This is a genomic window from Microbacterium sp. No. 7 (assembly GCF_001314225.1).
Classification (GTDB): domain Bacteria; phylum Actinomycetota; class Actinomycetes; order Actinomycetales; family Microbacteriaceae; genus Microbacterium.
Genome location: NZ_CP012697.1, coordinates 1,178,647 through 1,194,388, shown reverse-complemented (window position 1 = coordinate 1,194,388; position 15,742 = coordinate 1,178,647). Strand labels below are relative to the sequence as shown.

The 15,742-nt window shown below is 70.4% G+C and carries 13 protein-coding genes; 7 read left to right on the top strand and 6 right to left on the bottom strand.

All coding sequences use genetic code 11. The features are described 5' to 3' along the window. Positions 1-74 precede the first annotated feature (74 nt). The 5 genes from AOA12_RS05265 to AOA12_RS05245 form a co-directional block, all read right to left on the bottom strand. Entirely contained in the window at positions 75-1,589 is a 1,515-nt protein-coding gene (locus AOA12_RS05265; RefSeq protein WP_054680969.1) for a sugar ABC transporter ATP-binding protein, read from the bottom strand. After that, positions 1,586-2,668 carry a hypothetical protein gene (locus AOA12_RS05260; protein ID WP_054680968.1) on the bottom strand — a complete coding sequence of 361 codons (1,083 nt, stop codon included), beginning with the start codon at positions 2,666-2,668 and terminating at the stop codon, positions 1,586-1,588. Before AOA12_RS05260 ends, AOA12_RS05265 begins: the two co-directional genes overlap by 4 nt. Beyond that, entirely contained in the window at positions 2,665-4,839 is a 2,175-nt protein-coding gene (locus AOA12_RS05255; RefSeq protein ID WP_082405972.1) for an ABC transporter permease, read from the bottom strand. Before AOA12_RS05255 ends, AOA12_RS05260 begins: the two co-directional genes overlap by 4 nt. A 68-nt stretch (positions 4,840-4,907) precedes the next feature. Continuing rightward, positions 4,908-6,029, bottom strand: a complete 1,122-nt coding sequence (locus tag AOA12_RS05250) for a sugar ABC transporter substrate-binding protein (RefSeq protein ID WP_054680966.1) — start codon at positions 6,027-6,029, stop codon at positions 4,908-4,910. 55 nt (positions 6,030-6,084) lie between these two features. Next, positions 6,085-7,098 carry an ABC transporter permease gene (locus AOA12_RS05245; RefSeq protein WP_197281057.1) on the bottom strand — a complete coding sequence of 338 codons (1,014 nt, stop codon included), beginning with the start codon at positions 7,096-7,098 and terminating at the stop codon, positions 6,085-6,087. A 388-nt stretch (positions 7,099-7,486) separates the two neighbouring features. On the opposite strand from AOA12_RS05245, the gene AOA12_RS05240 reads away from it, so the two are divergent. The 3 genes from AOA12_RS05240 to AOA12_RS05230 are packed head-to-tail and all read left to right on the top strand — an operon-like array spanning position 7,487 to position 9,890. Continuing rightward, entirely contained in the window at positions 7,487-7,759 is a 273-nt protein-coding gene (locus AOA12_RS05240; RefSeq protein WP_156366643.1) for an HPr family phosphocarrier protein, read from the top strand. Between the two features lie 19 nt (positions 7,760-7,778). After that, positions 7,779-9,443 (top strand): phosphoenolpyruvate--protein phosphotransferase, encoded by a 1,665-nt coding sequence (gene ptsP, locus AOA12_RS05235; protein ID WP_082405968.1) that lies wholly within the window; start codon positions 7,779-7,781, stop codon positions 9,441-9,443. 6 nt (positions 9,444-9,449) lie between these two features. Continuing rightward, the gene (locus tag AOA12_RS05230; protein WP_054680963.1) at positions 9,450-9,890 is read left to right on the top strand and encodes a PTS sugar transporter subunit IIA; all 441 of its coding nucleotides are present in this window, start codon (positions 9,450-9,452) and stop codon (positions 9,888-9,890) included. 124 nt (positions 9,891-10,014) lie between these two features. On the opposite strand, the gene AOA12_RS05225 is transcribed toward AOA12_RS05230, so the two are convergent. Then, positions 10,015-11,946: a BglG family transcription antiterminator gene (locus tag AOA12_RS05225; RefSeq protein ID WP_054680962.1), complete on the bottom strand. Its 1,932-nt coding sequence runs from the start codon at positions 11,944-11,946 to the stop codon at positions 10,015-10,017. A gap of 113 nt (positions 11,947-12,059) precedes the next feature. Here AOA12_RS05225 and AOA12_RS05220 point away from each other — a divergent pair, with 113 nt between their 5' ends. From AOA12_RS05220 to AOA12_RS05205, 4 genes are all read left to right on the top strand, one after another. Next, entirely contained in the window at positions 12,060-12,416 is a 357-nt protein-coding gene (locus tag AOA12_RS05220) for a PTS sugar transporter subunit IIB (protein WP_054680961.1), read from the top strand. Next, positions 12,413-13,951 carry a PTS mannitol transporter subunit IICB gene (locus AOA12_RS05215; protein WP_054680960.1) on the top strand — a complete coding sequence of 513 codons (1,539 nt, stop codon included), beginning with the start codon at positions 12,413-12,415 and terminating at the stop codon, positions 13,949-13,951. Before AOA12_RS05220 ends, AOA12_RS05215 begins: the two co-directional genes overlap by 4 nt. 82 nt (positions 13,952-14,033) lie before the next feature. Beyond that, positions 14,034-14,474, top strand: a complete 441-nt coding sequence (locus AOA12_RS05210) for a PTS sugar transporter subunit IIA (protein WP_054680959.1) — start codon at positions 14,034-14,036, stop codon at positions 14,472-14,474. Continuing rightward, complete coding sequence (locus tag AOA12_RS05205; protein WP_054680958.1) at positions 14,471-15,625, top strand: mannitol-1-phosphate 5-dehydrogenase; 1,155 nt, start codon at positions 14,471-14,473, stop codon at positions 15,623-15,625. The genes AOA12_RS05210 and AOA12_RS05205 overlap by 4 nt, the downstream gene beginning before the upstream one ends. The last annotated feature ends 117 nt before the right edge of the window (positions 15,626-15,742 follow it).

Below are 15,742 nucleotides of genomic sequence, written 5' to 3'. Positions count from 1 at the left end.
GTCCCCCGCCCGGGAGTCGGATGGGGGACTGCGCTCGTCGATCGGCGCGCGCGGCGATCCGGCGCGCGCGGCGATCAGTGCACGGCGGCGAACATGAGCCCCTCGTCGTCGACCTCGTCGGGATCGAACTCCGCGACGATCGTGCCGCCGCGCGCCACGAGGATGCGATCGGACAGCGCACGGATCTCGGGGAGGTACGACGAGATCACGACCACCGCGACGCCGTCGTCGGCGAGTGAGCGCACGATGGAGTGCAGCTCCGGGATGGTGCCGAGGTCGACGCCGCGGGTGGGCTCGTCGATGATCGCCACCTTGGGCTGCTTCGTGAGGCTCTTCGCGAGCACGACCTTCTGCTGATTGCCGCCGCTGAGCTCTTCGAGCCTCGCCCGGCTCGGCTCCAGCGTGCGCACGTCGAACCGCTTCACGAACTCCGCCGCGAGCGCGTTGAGCCTGCCCAGCCGCAGCCGGAACGGCAGCCGGCGCTCGGCGCAGACGTCGCCGAGATAGATGTTCTCGTAGATGCTCATGTGGCCGAAGAAGCCGGAGGCCTTGCGGTCCTCGGTGACGTAGACCACCCCGGCGCGACGGGCCTGCCGGGGCGTGCGGAACCGCACCTCCCTGCCGTTCAGCCGGATCTTGCCGCCGCGCAGGCGGCGGCGCTTCGTGACGCCGCCGATGATCTGCGCCACCTCGCTGCGGCCCGCGCCCACGAGCCCGTAGATGCCGACGATCTGGCCCGCGTATGCCGAGAACGACATGTTGCGCACGATCGGCATGAGCGTGACGTCGTCGACCTCGAGCGTGGGGGTGGCGTCGGGGTCGCGTCCCGGGGGGACGCGGCTGTACTCGACGTTGCGCCCGACCATCATCGAGACCACGCGGTCGCGGGAGAACTCGCCCGCGGTCTTCTCCAGTGTGCCCTGGTACTCGCCGTCGCGGAGCACCGTGATGCGGTCGGCCTCGTCGAGCGCCTCGTCGACCATGTGCGTGATGAAGATGAGGCCGACGCCCTGGTCGCGGAGCGAGCGCATCGTCATGAACAGCTGCAGCCGTTCCTCCGGGGTCACCGACGCGGTCGGCTCGTCGAGGATGATCACCTTCGCCTTGAAGTGCGTGGCGCGCGCGATCTCGACCATCTGCTTCTGGGCGATGCCGAGCGAGCCCACCGCCGCCTCCGGCGCGACGTGGAAGTTGTGCGACACCAGGATGTGCCGGGCCTCGATGTTGAGCGCCGAGAGGTTGTTGAACGCCTTCTCGTTGCCGAGGAAGAGGTTCTGCGCCACGCTCATCGTCTCGACGAGCGAGCCCTCCTGGTACACCATGGCGATGCCGGCGTCGCTCGAGTCCTTCGGCGACTCGTAGCGCTGCGGCGTCCCCTCGAGCTCGATGTGCCCCTCGTCGGGCTGGATCGCGCCGGAGATGACCTTCATCAGGGTGGACTTGCCCGCGCCGTTCTCGCCGAGCAGCGCGTGCACCTCTCCGGGCCGCACGTCGAACGACACGTTCTTCAGTGCGTAGGTCGAGCCGTAGCGCTTGCTGATCCCCCGCAGCGCGATCACCGGCGCGACGGCGGTCGTCGTGTCACTCATCCCTGCGCTCCTTCCATCGTCACCGCGAGGAGGTCGCGGTATCCCTGGGCGGCGGCCACCACGGTGTCGCCGGACACGGCGATGCCCGTGATGCCGTGCCGGTCTCCGTCGGCGCGCGAGTGCGCGCTGCGGCTCACCCTGCCGAACCGGTCGATCTCGAAGAAGAGACCGTACGAGCGGGGCGGGGCCCACGGCTTGATGACGCCGTGCACGCGCACGGCGCCGTACTGGGCGACGCTCGTGAAGTGGTTGTCGTTGCGCAGGCGCGGCACGAACCACTGGTCGGGATCGATCGTCGCGACCATCTCCTCGAGGAACTCCGGCTCGTCCAGCAGCAGCTCGGTCATGCGGTTGCGCGCGAAGGGCGCGGCGACCCACCAGTGGCCGCCGGCGCTCGTGATCCGGCCCGGGTAGACGGGAAGGTTCCCGACGACGCCCGATCCGGCCGCGCCGAGCACCTCGAGGGGCCGTCGTTCGATGCGGTGCGCGAAGCTGAGCGACAGGAGCACCTCTGAGCCGGCGACGGCGATGCCCGAGGGCCAGGGCAGCCCGCTCGCCTCGACGCTCGTCCGGTCGCCGCTCACACGCACGATCCGGCCCGTCGCCTCCTTCCTGGCGAGGGCGAGCGACCACGGGCTGTCCGCGCTCGATCCGATCGTGACCAGGATGTCGCCGTCGGGCAGCAGGGCGAGGTCGGTCACGCCGCGCTGCACGAGGGGATCGTCGTTGACGGTGCGCACCGTGCCGTCGAGCCTGACGCCGACGATTCCGAGGCCTTCGACGGCGGTGACGGCCTCGCCGAAGATCACCTCGATCGCGCCCGTCCTGCCGTCGAAGCCCGCCAGCGTCCTCACGTCCCCGCCGCTCACCGTGAAGAGCGACGTCCCGCTCGAGAACACGAGGGTGCCGTCTTCGAAGAACGCCACGTCGTCGGGCTCGTGCCCCGCGTCGTTCCCGAGGATCGGCCGCCCCTCGTCGAGCAGCGCATTGGGGCGCAGCCCGGCCTCGAACGGCGAGATCGACGGGTACGAGACCGAATCGGGATTGATGAACTCCTTGATCGTGCGGAGCACGCTCATCTCACCGCTCCTTCCAGGGCGAGCTTGGACCCCGGCATCCCGGGGATCTTGCGCGGATCGATGTCTCCGATCTGCAGGGGATCGAGCTTCATCTTGCCGACGCGGTTGTTGTGCACGCCGCCCAGGTAGAGGAAGCCGTTGTGCTCCTTGGCCGACGTGATCATCGGGTAGTTCTCGAGCGTGCCGTCCCAGATGACGTCGAGGATCTCGCCCTGCTCGTTGAACTTGAACACGCACGACACGTTGAGCTGCGGCACGGCCCAGCTGTCGGTCGGCAGCTCGCGCGTCATCCGGCGGCGCACCTTCGGGTACTTGACCAGCAGGTCGCTCATCGGCGAGCGCATCGCCACGAAGGTGGCCCAGTAGTTGCCGTCGGAGGCGCGGTTGATGTTGTCGGGGTAGCCCGGCAGGTCGGTCGCGACCGGTTCCAGCTGGCCCTGCTTCGGTCCGCTGATCCAGAGCCGGTCGATGCGGAACATCGCCGTGCTCGCGATGAGGATCGAGTCCCCCGCGTGCGAGGTGGCGATGCCGTTGGGGAACAGGTAGTTGCTCACCACGACGTCCGTCGAGCCGTCCTTGTCGATGCGCACGATGCGTCCGTTGGGCCGGAACTCGACCAGCTCGAGGATGTACTCGGTCGTGCCGACGCGGGTGGAGAAGTCCGACGTGTAGATGGCGCCGTCGGGGGCGACGTCGAGGTCGTCGGCGAACTTGAGCGCCGAGTCGTCGAACAGCTGGCCGCGCGTGCGCTTGACCTTGTTGGCGGCCAGGTGCGGCGTGCCCTCCTTGTCGATGCGGTACACGCCCATGCCGCCGACGGCGACCGTGAGGTTCTCCTCCTGGTCCCACACCATGCCGATGGGCATGCCGCCCGTGCGCGCCCAGACCTCGCCCTTGACGTTCTCGGGGTCGGGACCCTGGAACTTCCAGATCCAGCCGCGGCGGTCGGGGCAGTACACGCTGCCCTCGTCGTCGATGACCATGTCCTCGGGACCGTCCACGCGTCCGAGACCGATCGGCGCGGCGTCCGTCGCGCGGTAGTTGACCGCCCACTTCGAGGACGGGTCCATGATGTTCTCCAGCGGCCCGATCTTGAACACGCCGGGATCGATCTTGAGCTTCTCCGCGGTCTTGGCGCGGTACTTGCCCCACTTGAGGTCGAGGATCGCGAAGCCCAGCAGCGCGAGGGCGAGGATCGCCGTGTTGGCCGATCCCGGCAGGCCCATCACGATGGTCGCCTGCAGGATGACCTGCACGACGAACACGCCGACGGCTGCGCGGAGCACCGAGCCGCGACCGCCGCTGAGGCTCACGCCGCCGAGCACGACCGCGGTGAGGGCGACGAGCTCCCAGCCCTGTCCGACCTGGGGGTCGGAGCGTCCGAGCCGCGCCGTCGTGAGCACGCCCGCCAGACCCGCGAGCAGGCCCGAGAGCAGGTAGGTCGAGAACGAGATCCAGTCGATCGGGATGCCGTTGCGGCGAGCGGAGCGGCGGTCGGAGCCGACCGCGGTGACCCACCAGCCCCACTTCGACCGCGTGATGACGACGTGCGCCACGACCAGCAGCACGAAGAAGATGATCCACGGGATCGGGATGCCCGCGAGCGCGCCCTTGCCGAGCAGCTTCCACGCGAAGTCGTTCGCGGGAGAGACGATCTGGCGCGAGAAGGCCGACTGCAGCGCCGCGGCGACGCCGCCGAAGGCGATGAGGGTGACGAGCGTCGTGATGAACGGGCGCATCTTGAGCTTCGCGATGAAGAAGCCGTTGACCGCGCCGAGCAGGCCGCCGACGAGCACGGCGGCGATCATCGCGGCCCACACCGGCAGCCCCCACGCCTTGGAGGCCACCAGCGAGAACATCGCCGTGACGCCGACGATCGACCCGATCGACAGATCGATGCCGCCGCCGATGAGGACGATCGTCAGCGCGATGGCGAGCAGACCGCGCTCCGCGACGTCGTTGAGGATGAGGGGGGCGTCCCCGGGTCCGACAGGGGTGAAGACGAAGACCAGCACGCTCAGGATGATCGCGAGGGTCAGCGGGACCGCGCCCTCCATCCAGCGCTTCTTCAGAAGGTCGGACAGCGTACGGGCCGGTGTGAGCCGCTCACTCCACCGTGTGCCGGTGAGGTCGTACGCGTCTGCCTTCCATATCGCAGACTTCTTGGCCATGACAGATACCTCTCTGTACCTCTGTGGTGGACTCCGGGGACGCCCCTCATGCGGGGCGGGCGAGCGGACTAGTCGAGAACGCCCGGAGCCAGGCCCTGGTAGCAGGCGAACGAGACCTGGTCGACGTTCGTGGCATCCACGATCGTGTGGGGGACCCAGGCCACGGTGGGCGTGGAGCCGGCGGGCTCGCCGCGCTGCACGAGCGCCTGCGCCATCGCGGCCGCCGCGGTGCCCAGGCCGTCGACGCTGTAGGCGGCGGTCGCGGTCACCTTGCCCGCACGGAGCGAGTCGCACCACAGGGCGTCGCCGCCGAAGGTGTACACGCCGACCTCGCCGGGTGCCAGGTCGCCCCGGGCGACGGCCGCGGCGACCTCGTCGCCGACGGGGATCGAGTTGAGGTCGAACGCCGGCATGATCGCGCACAGCTCGCCCTTGTACTGCTGGATCGCGTTGGACGCGGCCTCCTGCGCCTCCGACTGCTGCCAGGCGGTGCTCGTCGTGCGGACGGTGAAGCCGGCGGGCTCGACGACCTCGCGGATCGCGTTCTCCCACTGCATCGACACGGCGTCGTTGCCGGGGCCGTAGATGAGCTGGATCGCCTTGCCGCCGCCCGCGGCCTCGCAGTCGGCGATCACGCGCTCGGCGATGTCCTTGCCCGCCTGGAACTGGTTGGCCGCGATGAGCGCGTCGCCCATCGTGTTGGAGGCCATGTTCATCAGGATCGTGTAGATGCCCGCGTCGGCCGCCGCCTGGATCTGGTTCTGCAGCACGCCGACGTCGGGGTTCTGCACGATCAGGATGTCGGCGCTCTTCTTCGCGATGACGTCGTCGACGGCCTTCACGAGGGCGTCGGTGTCGAAGTTGGGATCGATGACCGACACCTCCGCGCCCTGGGCGGTGAGGGTGAGGTAGATCGACTGGTACCAGTTCTCGATGAGCGTGTAGCCGGCGAAGAGGATCGGCACGAACACGACCCGCTTGCCCTCCATCGAGGCGTCGACCTTGTCGATCATCTCGAAGAGCTCGATCTGCTGGCTCGGGCCGAAGACCGCGTTGCTCGACGACTCGCCGCCGCCGGCGCCCTGGTCGCCGCCGGTGGTGCCGGTGTCGCCGACGGTGCAGCCGGCCATCACGAAGGCTGCGCTCGCCATGAGGCCGAGCGTGGCCAGGACCTTCTTCTTCATCTTCATTGAGAGAACTCCTTCGTTCTGTGTCTCTTGGTGGTGGGGATGGGTGAGGGGATGACTAGAGCTCGCCGCTCTTGGCGGTCTCCTCGTCGCGCGGGTGCAGCCACGAGTCGATCCAGATCGCCGCGAGCAGCACGGCGCCCCGGATCATGTCCTGCAGCGGGGCCGACAGGCTCTGCAGGATGAGCAGGTTGTTGAGCGCGGCGACGAACAGCGTTCCCGCGAAGATGCCGAAGACCGTGCCGCGGCCGCCCGAGAGCGACACGCCGCCGATGACGGTCACCGTGAGGGCCGTGAACAGCAGGGGGTGGAACGACGACAGCACCGTCTGCGCGCTGCCGCTGCCCGAGACGAGCACGAAGCCGGCGAGCATGGCGAGCAGCGACGAGATGACGTACGAGAGCATCTGCAGCTGGCGCACGGGCGCGCCGGTCGACCGGGCCGTCTGGGGGTTGTCGCCCATCGCGCGGATGAGCTTGCCGGAGGCGGTGAACTTGATGAACATCCAGGCGAGCACGAAGACGACGGCCGCGATCAGGATCGCCTTGGGCACGCCGAAGAACGATCCGAACGCGAAGGCGCGCAGCGCCGTGTCGTCGCCGAGCTGATAGAAGTTCTGCGAGACGAGGAAGATGTTCACGAACGCGATCGTGAGCAGCCCGGTCGCGAGGGTCGCGAACAGGGCGGGGACCTCCACGTACGCGACGAGCCACCCGTTGATCACGCCCACGACCGCCGCGAGCACGATGGCCAGGATGATGGCCTGCGCCTCGGGCATGCCCTGCGCCAGGAACGCGAGCGTCGCCTGTGAGAACCCGAGCGCGACGGCGGCGCTGGACAGGTCGATGCCCTTCCCCATGACGACGATCGCCTGCCCGAGCGCGAGGATCGCGAAGGGTGCCGCGAGCCTCAGGAAGTTCAGGAAGTTCGAGGCCGTGAGGAACCTGTCGTTCAGCAGGGCGCCGAGCACGACGAGCAGCACGAACAGGACCAGCACCAGCCACGCCTGATCGATCCGAGCGAGCCGGCCGCGCAACGGGAGCGCGGGCTTTGTCTCTGGCTTTGACGTCACCGTTGACGATGTCATAGCAATCCGTTCCCAGTCGTAGGTGTTCGGAGACTCTCCGTACCTGGTCGAACCTGCGGCAGCACTGCCGCGGGATAGAGAATATATCAAATACTTGGATGGCCGACGGAAGCGGATTGCAAGAGTTGTTTTCAATTCGTTATCAAAACATACTGTAATATATTAGAATATTTGCTTTAATCCGCCCTCTCGGGCCCGTCTCCGCGGCATCGCATCGGCATCTTGTTCACGAGCGCGATACTCACAACAATGGAGACCAGGTCGACGACGATCCTCGGGGCGCACCCCGGCGCCTCACCACGTGGCATCCGCACGCGCACCGTGTTCGACCGGAACCTGACGGCGGCGCGCGCCGCGTCGGAGAGGAGACATGATGACCGCAGTCAGCCGCACCGTGCGCGTCGGCTCGTCGCACGGCCTGCACGCCCGGCCCGCGAAGCTCTTCGCCCAGGCGGCGAAGGACGCCGGCATCCCGGTCACGGTCGCCAAGGGCGCCGGCGAGCCGGCCAACGCCGCCAGCATCCTGGGCGTCATCGCCCTCGGCGCCGAGAAGGGCGACTACCTCACCCTCACGGCCGACGGCGACGGCGCCGAAGAGGTGCTCGACGCGCTCGTCGAGCTGCTCACCACCGATCACGACGAGTAAGACGAAAGAGGAGTCTGGAATGAGCGAACTGCGCGGAGTCGGAATCGGTCTGGGTGTGGCGCAGGGCCCCGTGGCCCGGATGGCCGAGCCCCTGCCGGCCCCCGAGGACGTCGCGAGCACCCGCACCGCGGAGGAGGAGCTCGCGCGCGTGCGCGAGGCCGTCGCCGCGGTCGCCCGAGAGCTCGAGGCGCGCGGCGCCCAGGCGGGCGGCGCGGCCCGCGACGTGCTGGAGGCCCAGGCGATGATCGCCGAGGACCCGACCCTCGACGGAGAGGTCGCGCAGCGCGTGAACGCGGGCAAGACCGGGGAGTTCGCCGTCTTCGACGCGTTCGCGAGCTTCCGCGACACCCTCGCCGCGATGGGCGGCTACCTCGGCGAGCGCGCCGCCGACCTCGACGACGTCGCGCAGCGCGTCATCGCGCGCCTGCGCGGGCTGCCGGCCCCCGGCGTGCCCGACCCGGGCCACCCGTTCGTGCTCGTCGCGAAGGACCTCGCCCCCGCCGACACGGCGCTGCTCGACCTCGACAAGGTGCTCGCGCTCATCACGAGCGACGGCGGCCCCACCTCGCACACCGCGATCCTCGCGCGCGAGAAGTCGATCGTCGCGATCGTCGGCGTCGTCGGGGCCGCCGACCTGGCCGACGGCGAGACCGTCATCGTCGACGCCGCGAAGGGCGTCGTGACGACCGAGCCGACCGCCGACGAGCTGGAGCAGGCGCAGCACCGCGCCGACGCGCGCAAGGCCGCGGCATCCGCCCCCCTGACGCCGGGCGCCCTCAAGGACGGCAGCCCCGTGCCCCTGCTCGCGAACCTCGGCAAGCCCGGCGGCGCGAAGGAGGCCGTCGAGCTGGGCGCCGAGGGCGTGGGCCTGTTCCGCACCGAGTTCCTCTTCCTCAGCTCGACGCAGGCCCCGACGATCGATGAGCAGCAGGCCGCGTACACCGAGCTGCTGCGGGCGTTCCCCGGCAAGAAGGTCGTCGTGCGCGCCCTCGACGCCGGTGCCGACAAGCCGCTCGCCTTCCTCAACGACGCGCACGAGGAGAACCCCGCGCTGGGCCTGCGCGGCCTGCGCGCGCTCCGCGCGAGCGAGGACATCCTGCGCGAGCAGCTGACCGCCCTCGCGCAGGCGGATGCCGAGACCGAGGCCGACCTGTGGGTCATGGCGCCGATGGTCTCCACCGTCGAGGAGACCGACTACTTCGTCGCGCTCGCCCGGGAGTACGGCATCAAGACCGCCGGCGTCATGATCGAGGTGCCGTCGTCGGCGCTGCTCGCCGACCAGGTGCTCGCGATCGCCGACTTCGCCTCGATCGGCACGAACGACCTCACGCAGTACACCCTCGCCGCCGACCGGCTGCTGGGCTCGGTCGCCTCGTTCCAGGACCCGTGGCATCCGGCCGTGCTCAAGCTCGTCCAGGCGACGGCCGACGGCGGCCGCGCGAACGGCAAGCCCGTCGGCATCTGCGGCGAGGCCGCCGCCGACCCGCTGCTCGCGGTCGTGCTCGTGGGCCTCGGCGCGACGACGCTGTCGATGGCGCCCACCGCGCTCGCCGACGTGCGCGCGTCGCTGCTGCAGCACACGCGCGAGGACGCCGAGCGCATCGCGGCCGCCGCCCTGGCGGGCGCGGACGCCGCGTCGGCCCGCGCGGCGGCGCAGGACGCGGCCGCCGAGATCGGCGGCTGACACCGCGTGTCACGAGGAGTGCTGTCACTCGGCCAGGTGCGCATCCGCACCGGGCCGGTGACGAAAGAAGACGCGCTGCACGAGGCGGCCGACATCCTGGAGTCGGCCGGCGCGGTGACGAGCGGCTATCTCGACGCGATGTACCAGCGCGAGCAGGCCGTGTCGACGTACATGGGCGGCGAGCTCGCGATCCCGCACGGCACCAGCGAGACGGCGCACCTGATCCTGGAGTCGGCGCTCTCGTTCGTGCGCTACGACGACGGCATCGACTGGGACGGCGACCTCGTCACCTTCGTCGTCGGCATCGCGGGCAAGGGCGACGAGCACCTGCAGATGCTCTCGCGCATCGCCCTGCTGTTCGCCGACCCCGTCGAGATCGCGCGCCTGAAGAGCGCCGCCACCCCCGAGGAGCTCTACGACATGGTCGTGGAGGACGCCGGCCCGTAGGCCTTCCCGCGAGGGTGCCAGCTCTTCCCGCGAGGGTGCCAGTTATCTCACCGAGGGTGCTTTCGCCGCGAGCGCGAAAGCACCCTCGCGAGAACAAGTGGCACCCTCGCGAGGGAGGGACGGGTCAGCCGTCGATGACGGCGACGAGCACGTCGAGGAACGAGGCGAAGTCGGTGCCGGCGCGCACGATGCGCTGCACGCTCTCGTGCTCGCTGAACACCTCGATGAGCTGCTCGAACACGGTCTGGAACGCCGCGCGGTCCCCCTCGCTGAAGGCGACCATCGCGACGACCTGCACCCGGCCGTCGCCCCACGCGATCGGCGGGTCGGCGATGCCGACCGCGATCGCCGTGCGGGCGGCGGTCATCGCGAGCGCGTGCGGCACGGCGAGCGCGTCGGTGAACGCCGTCGACGAGAGCTGCTCGCGCTCGATCGTGCGCTGCACGTAGTCGTCGTCGATGGCCCCGGACCGCACCAGCAGGCCGCCGAGGCGCTCGATGACCGCCTCCTCTCCCCCGGCGCCGTCGATGCCGTGCACGAAGGCGTCGGCCGAGAAGTAGCGCTCCAGCTCGGCGCGCAGGCGGGCGAGACGGCGCGAGCGCCGCAGCCGTCCCGCGGCGGCCTGCACGCGCTCGACGTCGGCATCCGTGAGGAACGGCTGCACCATGACGATGCGGTCGCTCGCCTTCGTCAGCTCGGGCGGCGGCGTCGTGGTGAGGATGAGGTCGCTGTCGATCTCGGCCCACACGGGATCGGCGCGCGTCTCGACGCCCACGATGTCGATCGACTGGCCGAGCGAGGCGGCGATGCTCGAGCGCAGCAGCTCGTGCAGCTCGTAATAGCCGGGGCACACGACCGTCGCGGTCAGCCGGGCCGCCGCGCGCCGCACGCGCTCCAGCCGGCCGCCGACGTGCATCGCGATGTAGGCGATCTCGTCCTCGAGCAGGCCCAGGCCGACGAGGTCCTGCAGCCCGTCGGCGATGTAGACCGCGACCTCGAAGATGAGCGGATGCGTCGCCTTGAGCGATCGCGTGAGCGGATTGCGCGACCACGCCTGCTCGCGGGCGCGCTCGCGCAGGTGCTGCACGTGCAGGGCGAGGCGCAGCACGAAGTCGTCGTGGTCGATGTCGAGCAGGAACTCCGCGGCGGCCCGCTCCGTCACGGCGCGCACGGCCCGCTCGACGTCGGGGTCGAGGCGGGAGCGGATCGCGGCGACCGACTCGTCGACGCCCGGGACGACCACGCGACTCAGCACGATCGCCGAGAGCTGCCGGCGGTCGCCGTCGCCGAGCGTGACCCCCAGGTGCGTCTGCACGAGCCGGTCGAGCAGCGCGCCGATCTGCTCCTGCTCCCCCGACACGGTCGAGCCGTGGTCGTCGAGCGCGCGGCCCGCGGCGATGCGGTCGGCGGCGATCGCGATGTGCATCACGACGTCGCCGATGCCGAACTCGTTGACGAAGTAGCCGAGCGCGCCCAGCTCGGCGACCAGCTCGGCCTTGAAGGCGCCGAAGGCCCGGGCGCCCACGGAGCCGTCGCCGAGCGCGCGGCGCAGGGCGTCGAGGTCGAAGCCGCCGTCGTCGGTCTCGTCGTGCACGAGCCGCGACAGCAGCCGGCGCTTGCCGCGCTCGCTGCCCGCGATGCGGGCCGTCGACGCCGTGCGCTCCAGCACGAGGTCGAGGCCCGAGAGCATCGAGCGCACGCGCCCGAGGTCGGCCTCGATCGTCGCCGAGCTGACGAAGAACGCGTCGGCGGTCTCGTACACGTCGACGCCGTCGGCGGCGGCCAGCAGCTCGCGCACCAGCCGGTGCTGCCGTCCGCGCGGCGTGTCGTCGTGGTCGGCGCCGCGCTGCGCCGCGAGCGCCGCGGGCCCCGCCCGGTAGCCCTGCGGGCCCGACTCGACGGCGATCTCGCCCGTCGCGCGGGCGTTGAGGGTCGCGACATAGCTGCGGATGCTGCGGGGCGTCACGCCGAGCGTGTCGGCCAGCTCCGAGGCGGTGATCCAGGTGCCCCGGCGAACGAGCAGCGACAGCATACGGTCGGGCCTCGTACGGGTCATTCGTTCAGTCAATCATGCGGCGAACTCTCAGCGAAGCTTCCGCGGGGGCGGAAAGAGCCTTGGTTGTCGCGCGCCCCACGCCCGCGTCACCATGAACATGAGGAGGCGGATCGATGAAGATTCTCGTCGTGTGCGGTGCCGGTGCGTCCAGCACGTTCGTCGCCCAGCGCGTGCGCCGGGCCGCCGAGGCCCGCGGCCGCGACTGGCACGTCGCGCCCACGACGGTGATCACCCTCGACGCCGACCTCGCGGATGCCGATGTGCTGCTCGTGGGACCGCACCTGCACGAGCGGCTCGCGGACATCGCGCACGCGGCATCCCTCACGAACACGACCGTCGTGCCGCTGCCCGACGACGCGTTCCGCGACCACGACGGCGAGCGCACCCTCGCCCTGATCGACGCGGCGACCGCCGCGTCGCCCGTCACCCCCGGCCGGCCGGCCGGCTCACCCGAAAGAAGGCGACCATGACAACGGCGTCACCTCCCGCCACGGGAGCGAACAAGGCACGCGTCGGCGTGCAGCGCTTCGGCGCATTCCTCGCGGGCATGATCATGCCCAACATCGCAGCGTTCATCGCGTGGGGTCTCATCACGGCGATGTTCATCCCCGACGGATGGCTCGGCGAGCGCAGCCCCGTCGAGGCATGGCAGTGGTCGGGCAGCGCCGACCTGGCCCAGCTGGTCGGCCCCATGATCACCTATCTGCTGCCCCTGCTGATCGCCAACACGGCCGGTCGCATGGTCTACGACGTGCGCGGCGGCGTCGTGGCGACGATCGCGACGATGGGCGTCATCGTGGGCACCGAGATCCCGATGTTCATGGGCGCCATGATCATGGGACCGCTCGCGGCCTGGATCACGAAGCAGATGGACAGGCTCTGGGAGGGCAAGATCAAGCCCGGCTTCGAGATGCTGGTGAACAACTTCTCCGCCGGCATCCTGGGCATGATCCTCGCGATCATCGGCTACTACGTGTTCGGCCCGCTGGTCACCGCGATCAGCAACGCGCTCGGCGCCGTCGTCGACTGGCTCGTGGAGTACGGCCTGCTGCCGCTGCTGAGCATCATCGTCGAGCCCGCGAAGGTGCTGTTCCTGAACAACGCCATCAACCACGGCGTGTTCACGCCCATCGGCACGCAGCAGGCGACCGAGACCGGCAAGTCGATCCTGTTCCTCGTCGAGGCCAACCCCGGACCCGGCCTCGGCATCCTGCTCGCCTTCACGCTGTTCGGCGTCGGCGCGGCCCGCGCGAGCGCGCCCGGCGCGATCGTCATCCAGTTCCTCGGCGGCATCCACGAGATCTACTTCCCGTACGTGCTGATGAAGCCCGCGCTCATCCTCGCCGCGATCGGCGGCGGCATGACCGGCGTCGCGACCAACGCGATCTTCCAGTCGGGCCTGCGCGCACCGGCCGCGCCGGGCAGCATCTTCGCCGTGCTCATCCAGACCCCCGCGGGCTCGTACGTGGGCGTCATCCTCTCGGTGGTCTTCGCCGCGGCCGTCTCGTTCCTCATCGCCGCCGTGATCCTGCGCGCCTCGCGCAAGAAGGACCTCGCGGCCGAGGCCGCGGGCGGCGGCTCGTTCGAGTCGGCGATCGCGCAGACCGAGGCGAACAAGGGCAAGAGCTCGGACGCGCTCTCGGGCCTGCGCGGCACCGGTGCCGCGGCAGCCGCCGCGGGCGCCGCCGCTGCCGCCGCGCCGACCGCGACGCGCGAGATCAAGAGCATCGTGTTCGCGTGCGACGCCGGCATGGGCTCGTCGGCGATGGGCGCGAGCGTGCTGCGCAACAAGATCAAGAAGGCGGGCGTCGAGGGCGTCACGGTCACCAACAAGGCGGTCGCGAACCTCGACGGCACGGAGGACCTGATCGTCACGCAGCAGCAGCTGACGGATCGCGCGAAGGGCCGCAACCCCGACGCGATCCACGTCTCGGTGGACAACTTCATGGGCGCCCCCGAGTACGACGAGGTCGTCGCCATGGTGACGGGCCAGCAGGGCTCGTAGCCTGAGACCATCGCCGCGGAGGCGGGCGCGTCGCCGTTCCCGCCTCCGCGGCATCCCATCCCTCCACGAACGGAGCAATGACATGGCAGAGAACGTCCTGACCCCCGGCCAGGTGCGCATCCACCCCGGGTCGGTCTCGAAGCTCGAGGCGATGCGCGAGGCGGCCGACATCCTCGAGGCGGCGGGGGCCGTCACGAGCGAGTACTTCGCCGCGATGCAGGAGCGCGAGCAGACGGTGTCGACGTACATGGGCAACGAGCTGGCGATCCCGCACGGCACGAACGAGATGAAGGCCGCGATCCTCGACTCCGCGCTGTCGTTCGTGCGCTACGACGGCGGCGTCGACTGGGACGGCCAGCCCGTGACGTTCGTCGTGGGCATCGCGGGCAAGGGCGACGAGCACCTCGAGATCCTGTCGCAGATCGCGATCCTCTTCTCCGACGAGGACGAGGTCGCCGCGCTCAAGCAGGCGACGACCGTCGAGGAGCTGTTCGCGAAGCTCGCGGCAGTCAACGAGCGATGAAGGCCGTCCACTTCGGGGCAGGCAACATCGGGCGCGGCTTCGTCGGGCTGCTGCTGCACGAGGGCGGATACGAGCTCGTGTTCTCCGACGTCGCGGCGCCGCTCGTCGACGCGATCAACGCGGCGTCGTCGTACACCGTGCACGAGGTCGGCGAGGGCGGCACCGACAAGACCGTCACGGGATTCCGGGCGATCAACAGCGCGACCGACACGCAGGCGCTCATCGACGAGATCGCCACGGCCGACGTGGTCACGACCGCGGTCGGCCCCACCGTGCTGCGCTTCGTCGCCCCGCACATCCTCGCGGGGCTCGCGCTGCGCGACCCGCGCCGCGCGCCGCTGCAGGTCATGGCGTGCGAGAACGCGATCGGCGCGACCGACCAGCTGCGCGAGGAGATCGTGACGCTGGCCGGCGCCGCGTGGGACGCGCTCTCGGCGCACGTCGTGTTCGCGAACACCGCCGTCGACCGCATCGTGCCCGCGCAGCCCGCGGGCGCGGGCGTCGACGTGACGGTCGAGCCGTTCTACGAGTGGGCGATCGAGCGGCGGCCGTTCGGCGACGCCCCGCCGCACATCCCGGGCGCGCACTTCGTCGACGACCTCGCTCCGTACATCGAGCGCAAGCTGTTCACGGTCAACACGGGGCACGCGGCGACGGCGTACTTCGGGGCGCAGGAGGGCGCCGAGAAGATCTCCGACGCCCTCGCCGACGCCGGCGTGGCGGCCCGCGTCGCGCGGGCGCTGGAGGAGACGTCGGCGCTGCTCGTCGCCAAGCACGGGCTCGACCCCGCGGAGCTCGCCGACTACCGCGCCACGATCCTGCGGCGCTTCGCGAACCCGGAGCTGCCCGACACGGTCGGTCGGGTCGGGCGGCAGCCGCTGCGCAAGCTCTCGCGGCACGAGCGGTTCGTCGGTCCCGCCGCGGAGGCCGCCGAGCGGGGCCTCGCCGTCGACGGCCTGCTCGCCGCGATCGCCGCCGCGCTGCGCTTCGACGACCCGTCCGACGAGCAGTCGGCCGAGCTGCAGCGCCGCCTGCGCGACGAGGACGCCGAGTCGCTCACCGCCTCGGTGACCGGCCTGGAGCCCGGGCATCCCCTCTTCGCCGCCGTCGCCGCCGCCGTCGCGGCCCGCCGGTCGGAGCTCACCGCCTGAGCCGCCCGTACCGAACTCCTCCGATCCGCGCCCGATCGCGCGGATCGGAGGGGTGTTTCCGGGTATCGCACGCGGATCGGAGGAGTTCGGGCGCCTGAGTTCTCCACAGATCGCGGA

Coding starts and splice junctions, on each gene's coding strand:
- AOA12_RS05265 (WP_054680969.1), bottom strand. CDS start 1,589: ATGAGTGACACGACGACCGCCGTCGCGCCGGTGATCGCGCTGCGGGGG.
- AOA12_RS05260 (WP_054680968.1), bottom strand. CDS start 2,668: ATGAGCGTGCTCCGCACGATCAAGGAGTTCATCAATCCCGATTCGGTC.
- AOA12_RS05255 (WP_082405972.1), bottom strand. CDS start 4,839: ATGGCCAAGAAGTCTGCGATATGGAAGGCAGACGCGTACGACCTCACC.
- AOA12_RS05250 (WP_054680966.1), bottom strand. CDS start 6,029: ATGAAGATGAAGAAGAAGGTCCTGGCCACGCTCGGCCTCATGGCGAGC.
- AOA12_RS05240 (WP_156366643.1), top strand. CDS start 7,487: ATGACCGCAGTCAGCCGCACCGTGCGCGTCGGCTCGTCGCACGGCCTG.
- ptsP (WP_082405968.1), top strand. CDS start 7,779: ATGAGCGAACTGCGCGGAGTCGGAATCGGTCTGGGTGTGGCGCAGGGC.
- AOA12_RS05225 (WP_054680962.1), bottom strand. CDS start 11,946: ATGACCCGTACGAGGCCCGACCGTATGCTGTCGCTGCTCGTTCGCCGG.
- AOA12_RS05220 (WP_054680961.1), top strand. CDS start 12,060: ATGAAGATTCTCGTCGTGTGCGGTGCCGGTGCGTCCAGCACGTTCGTC.
- AOA12_RS05215 (WP_054680960.1), top strand. CDS start 12,413: ATGACAACGGCGTCACCTCCCGCCACGGGAGCGAACAAGGCACGCGTC.
- AOA12_RS05210 (WP_054680959.1), top strand. CDS start 14,034: ATGGCAGAGAACGTCCTGACCCCCGGCCAGGTGCGCATCCACCCCGGG.
- AOA12_RS05205 (WP_054680958.1), top strand. CDS start 14,471: ATGAAGGCCGTCCACTTCGGGGCAGGCAACATCGGGCGCGGCTTCGTC.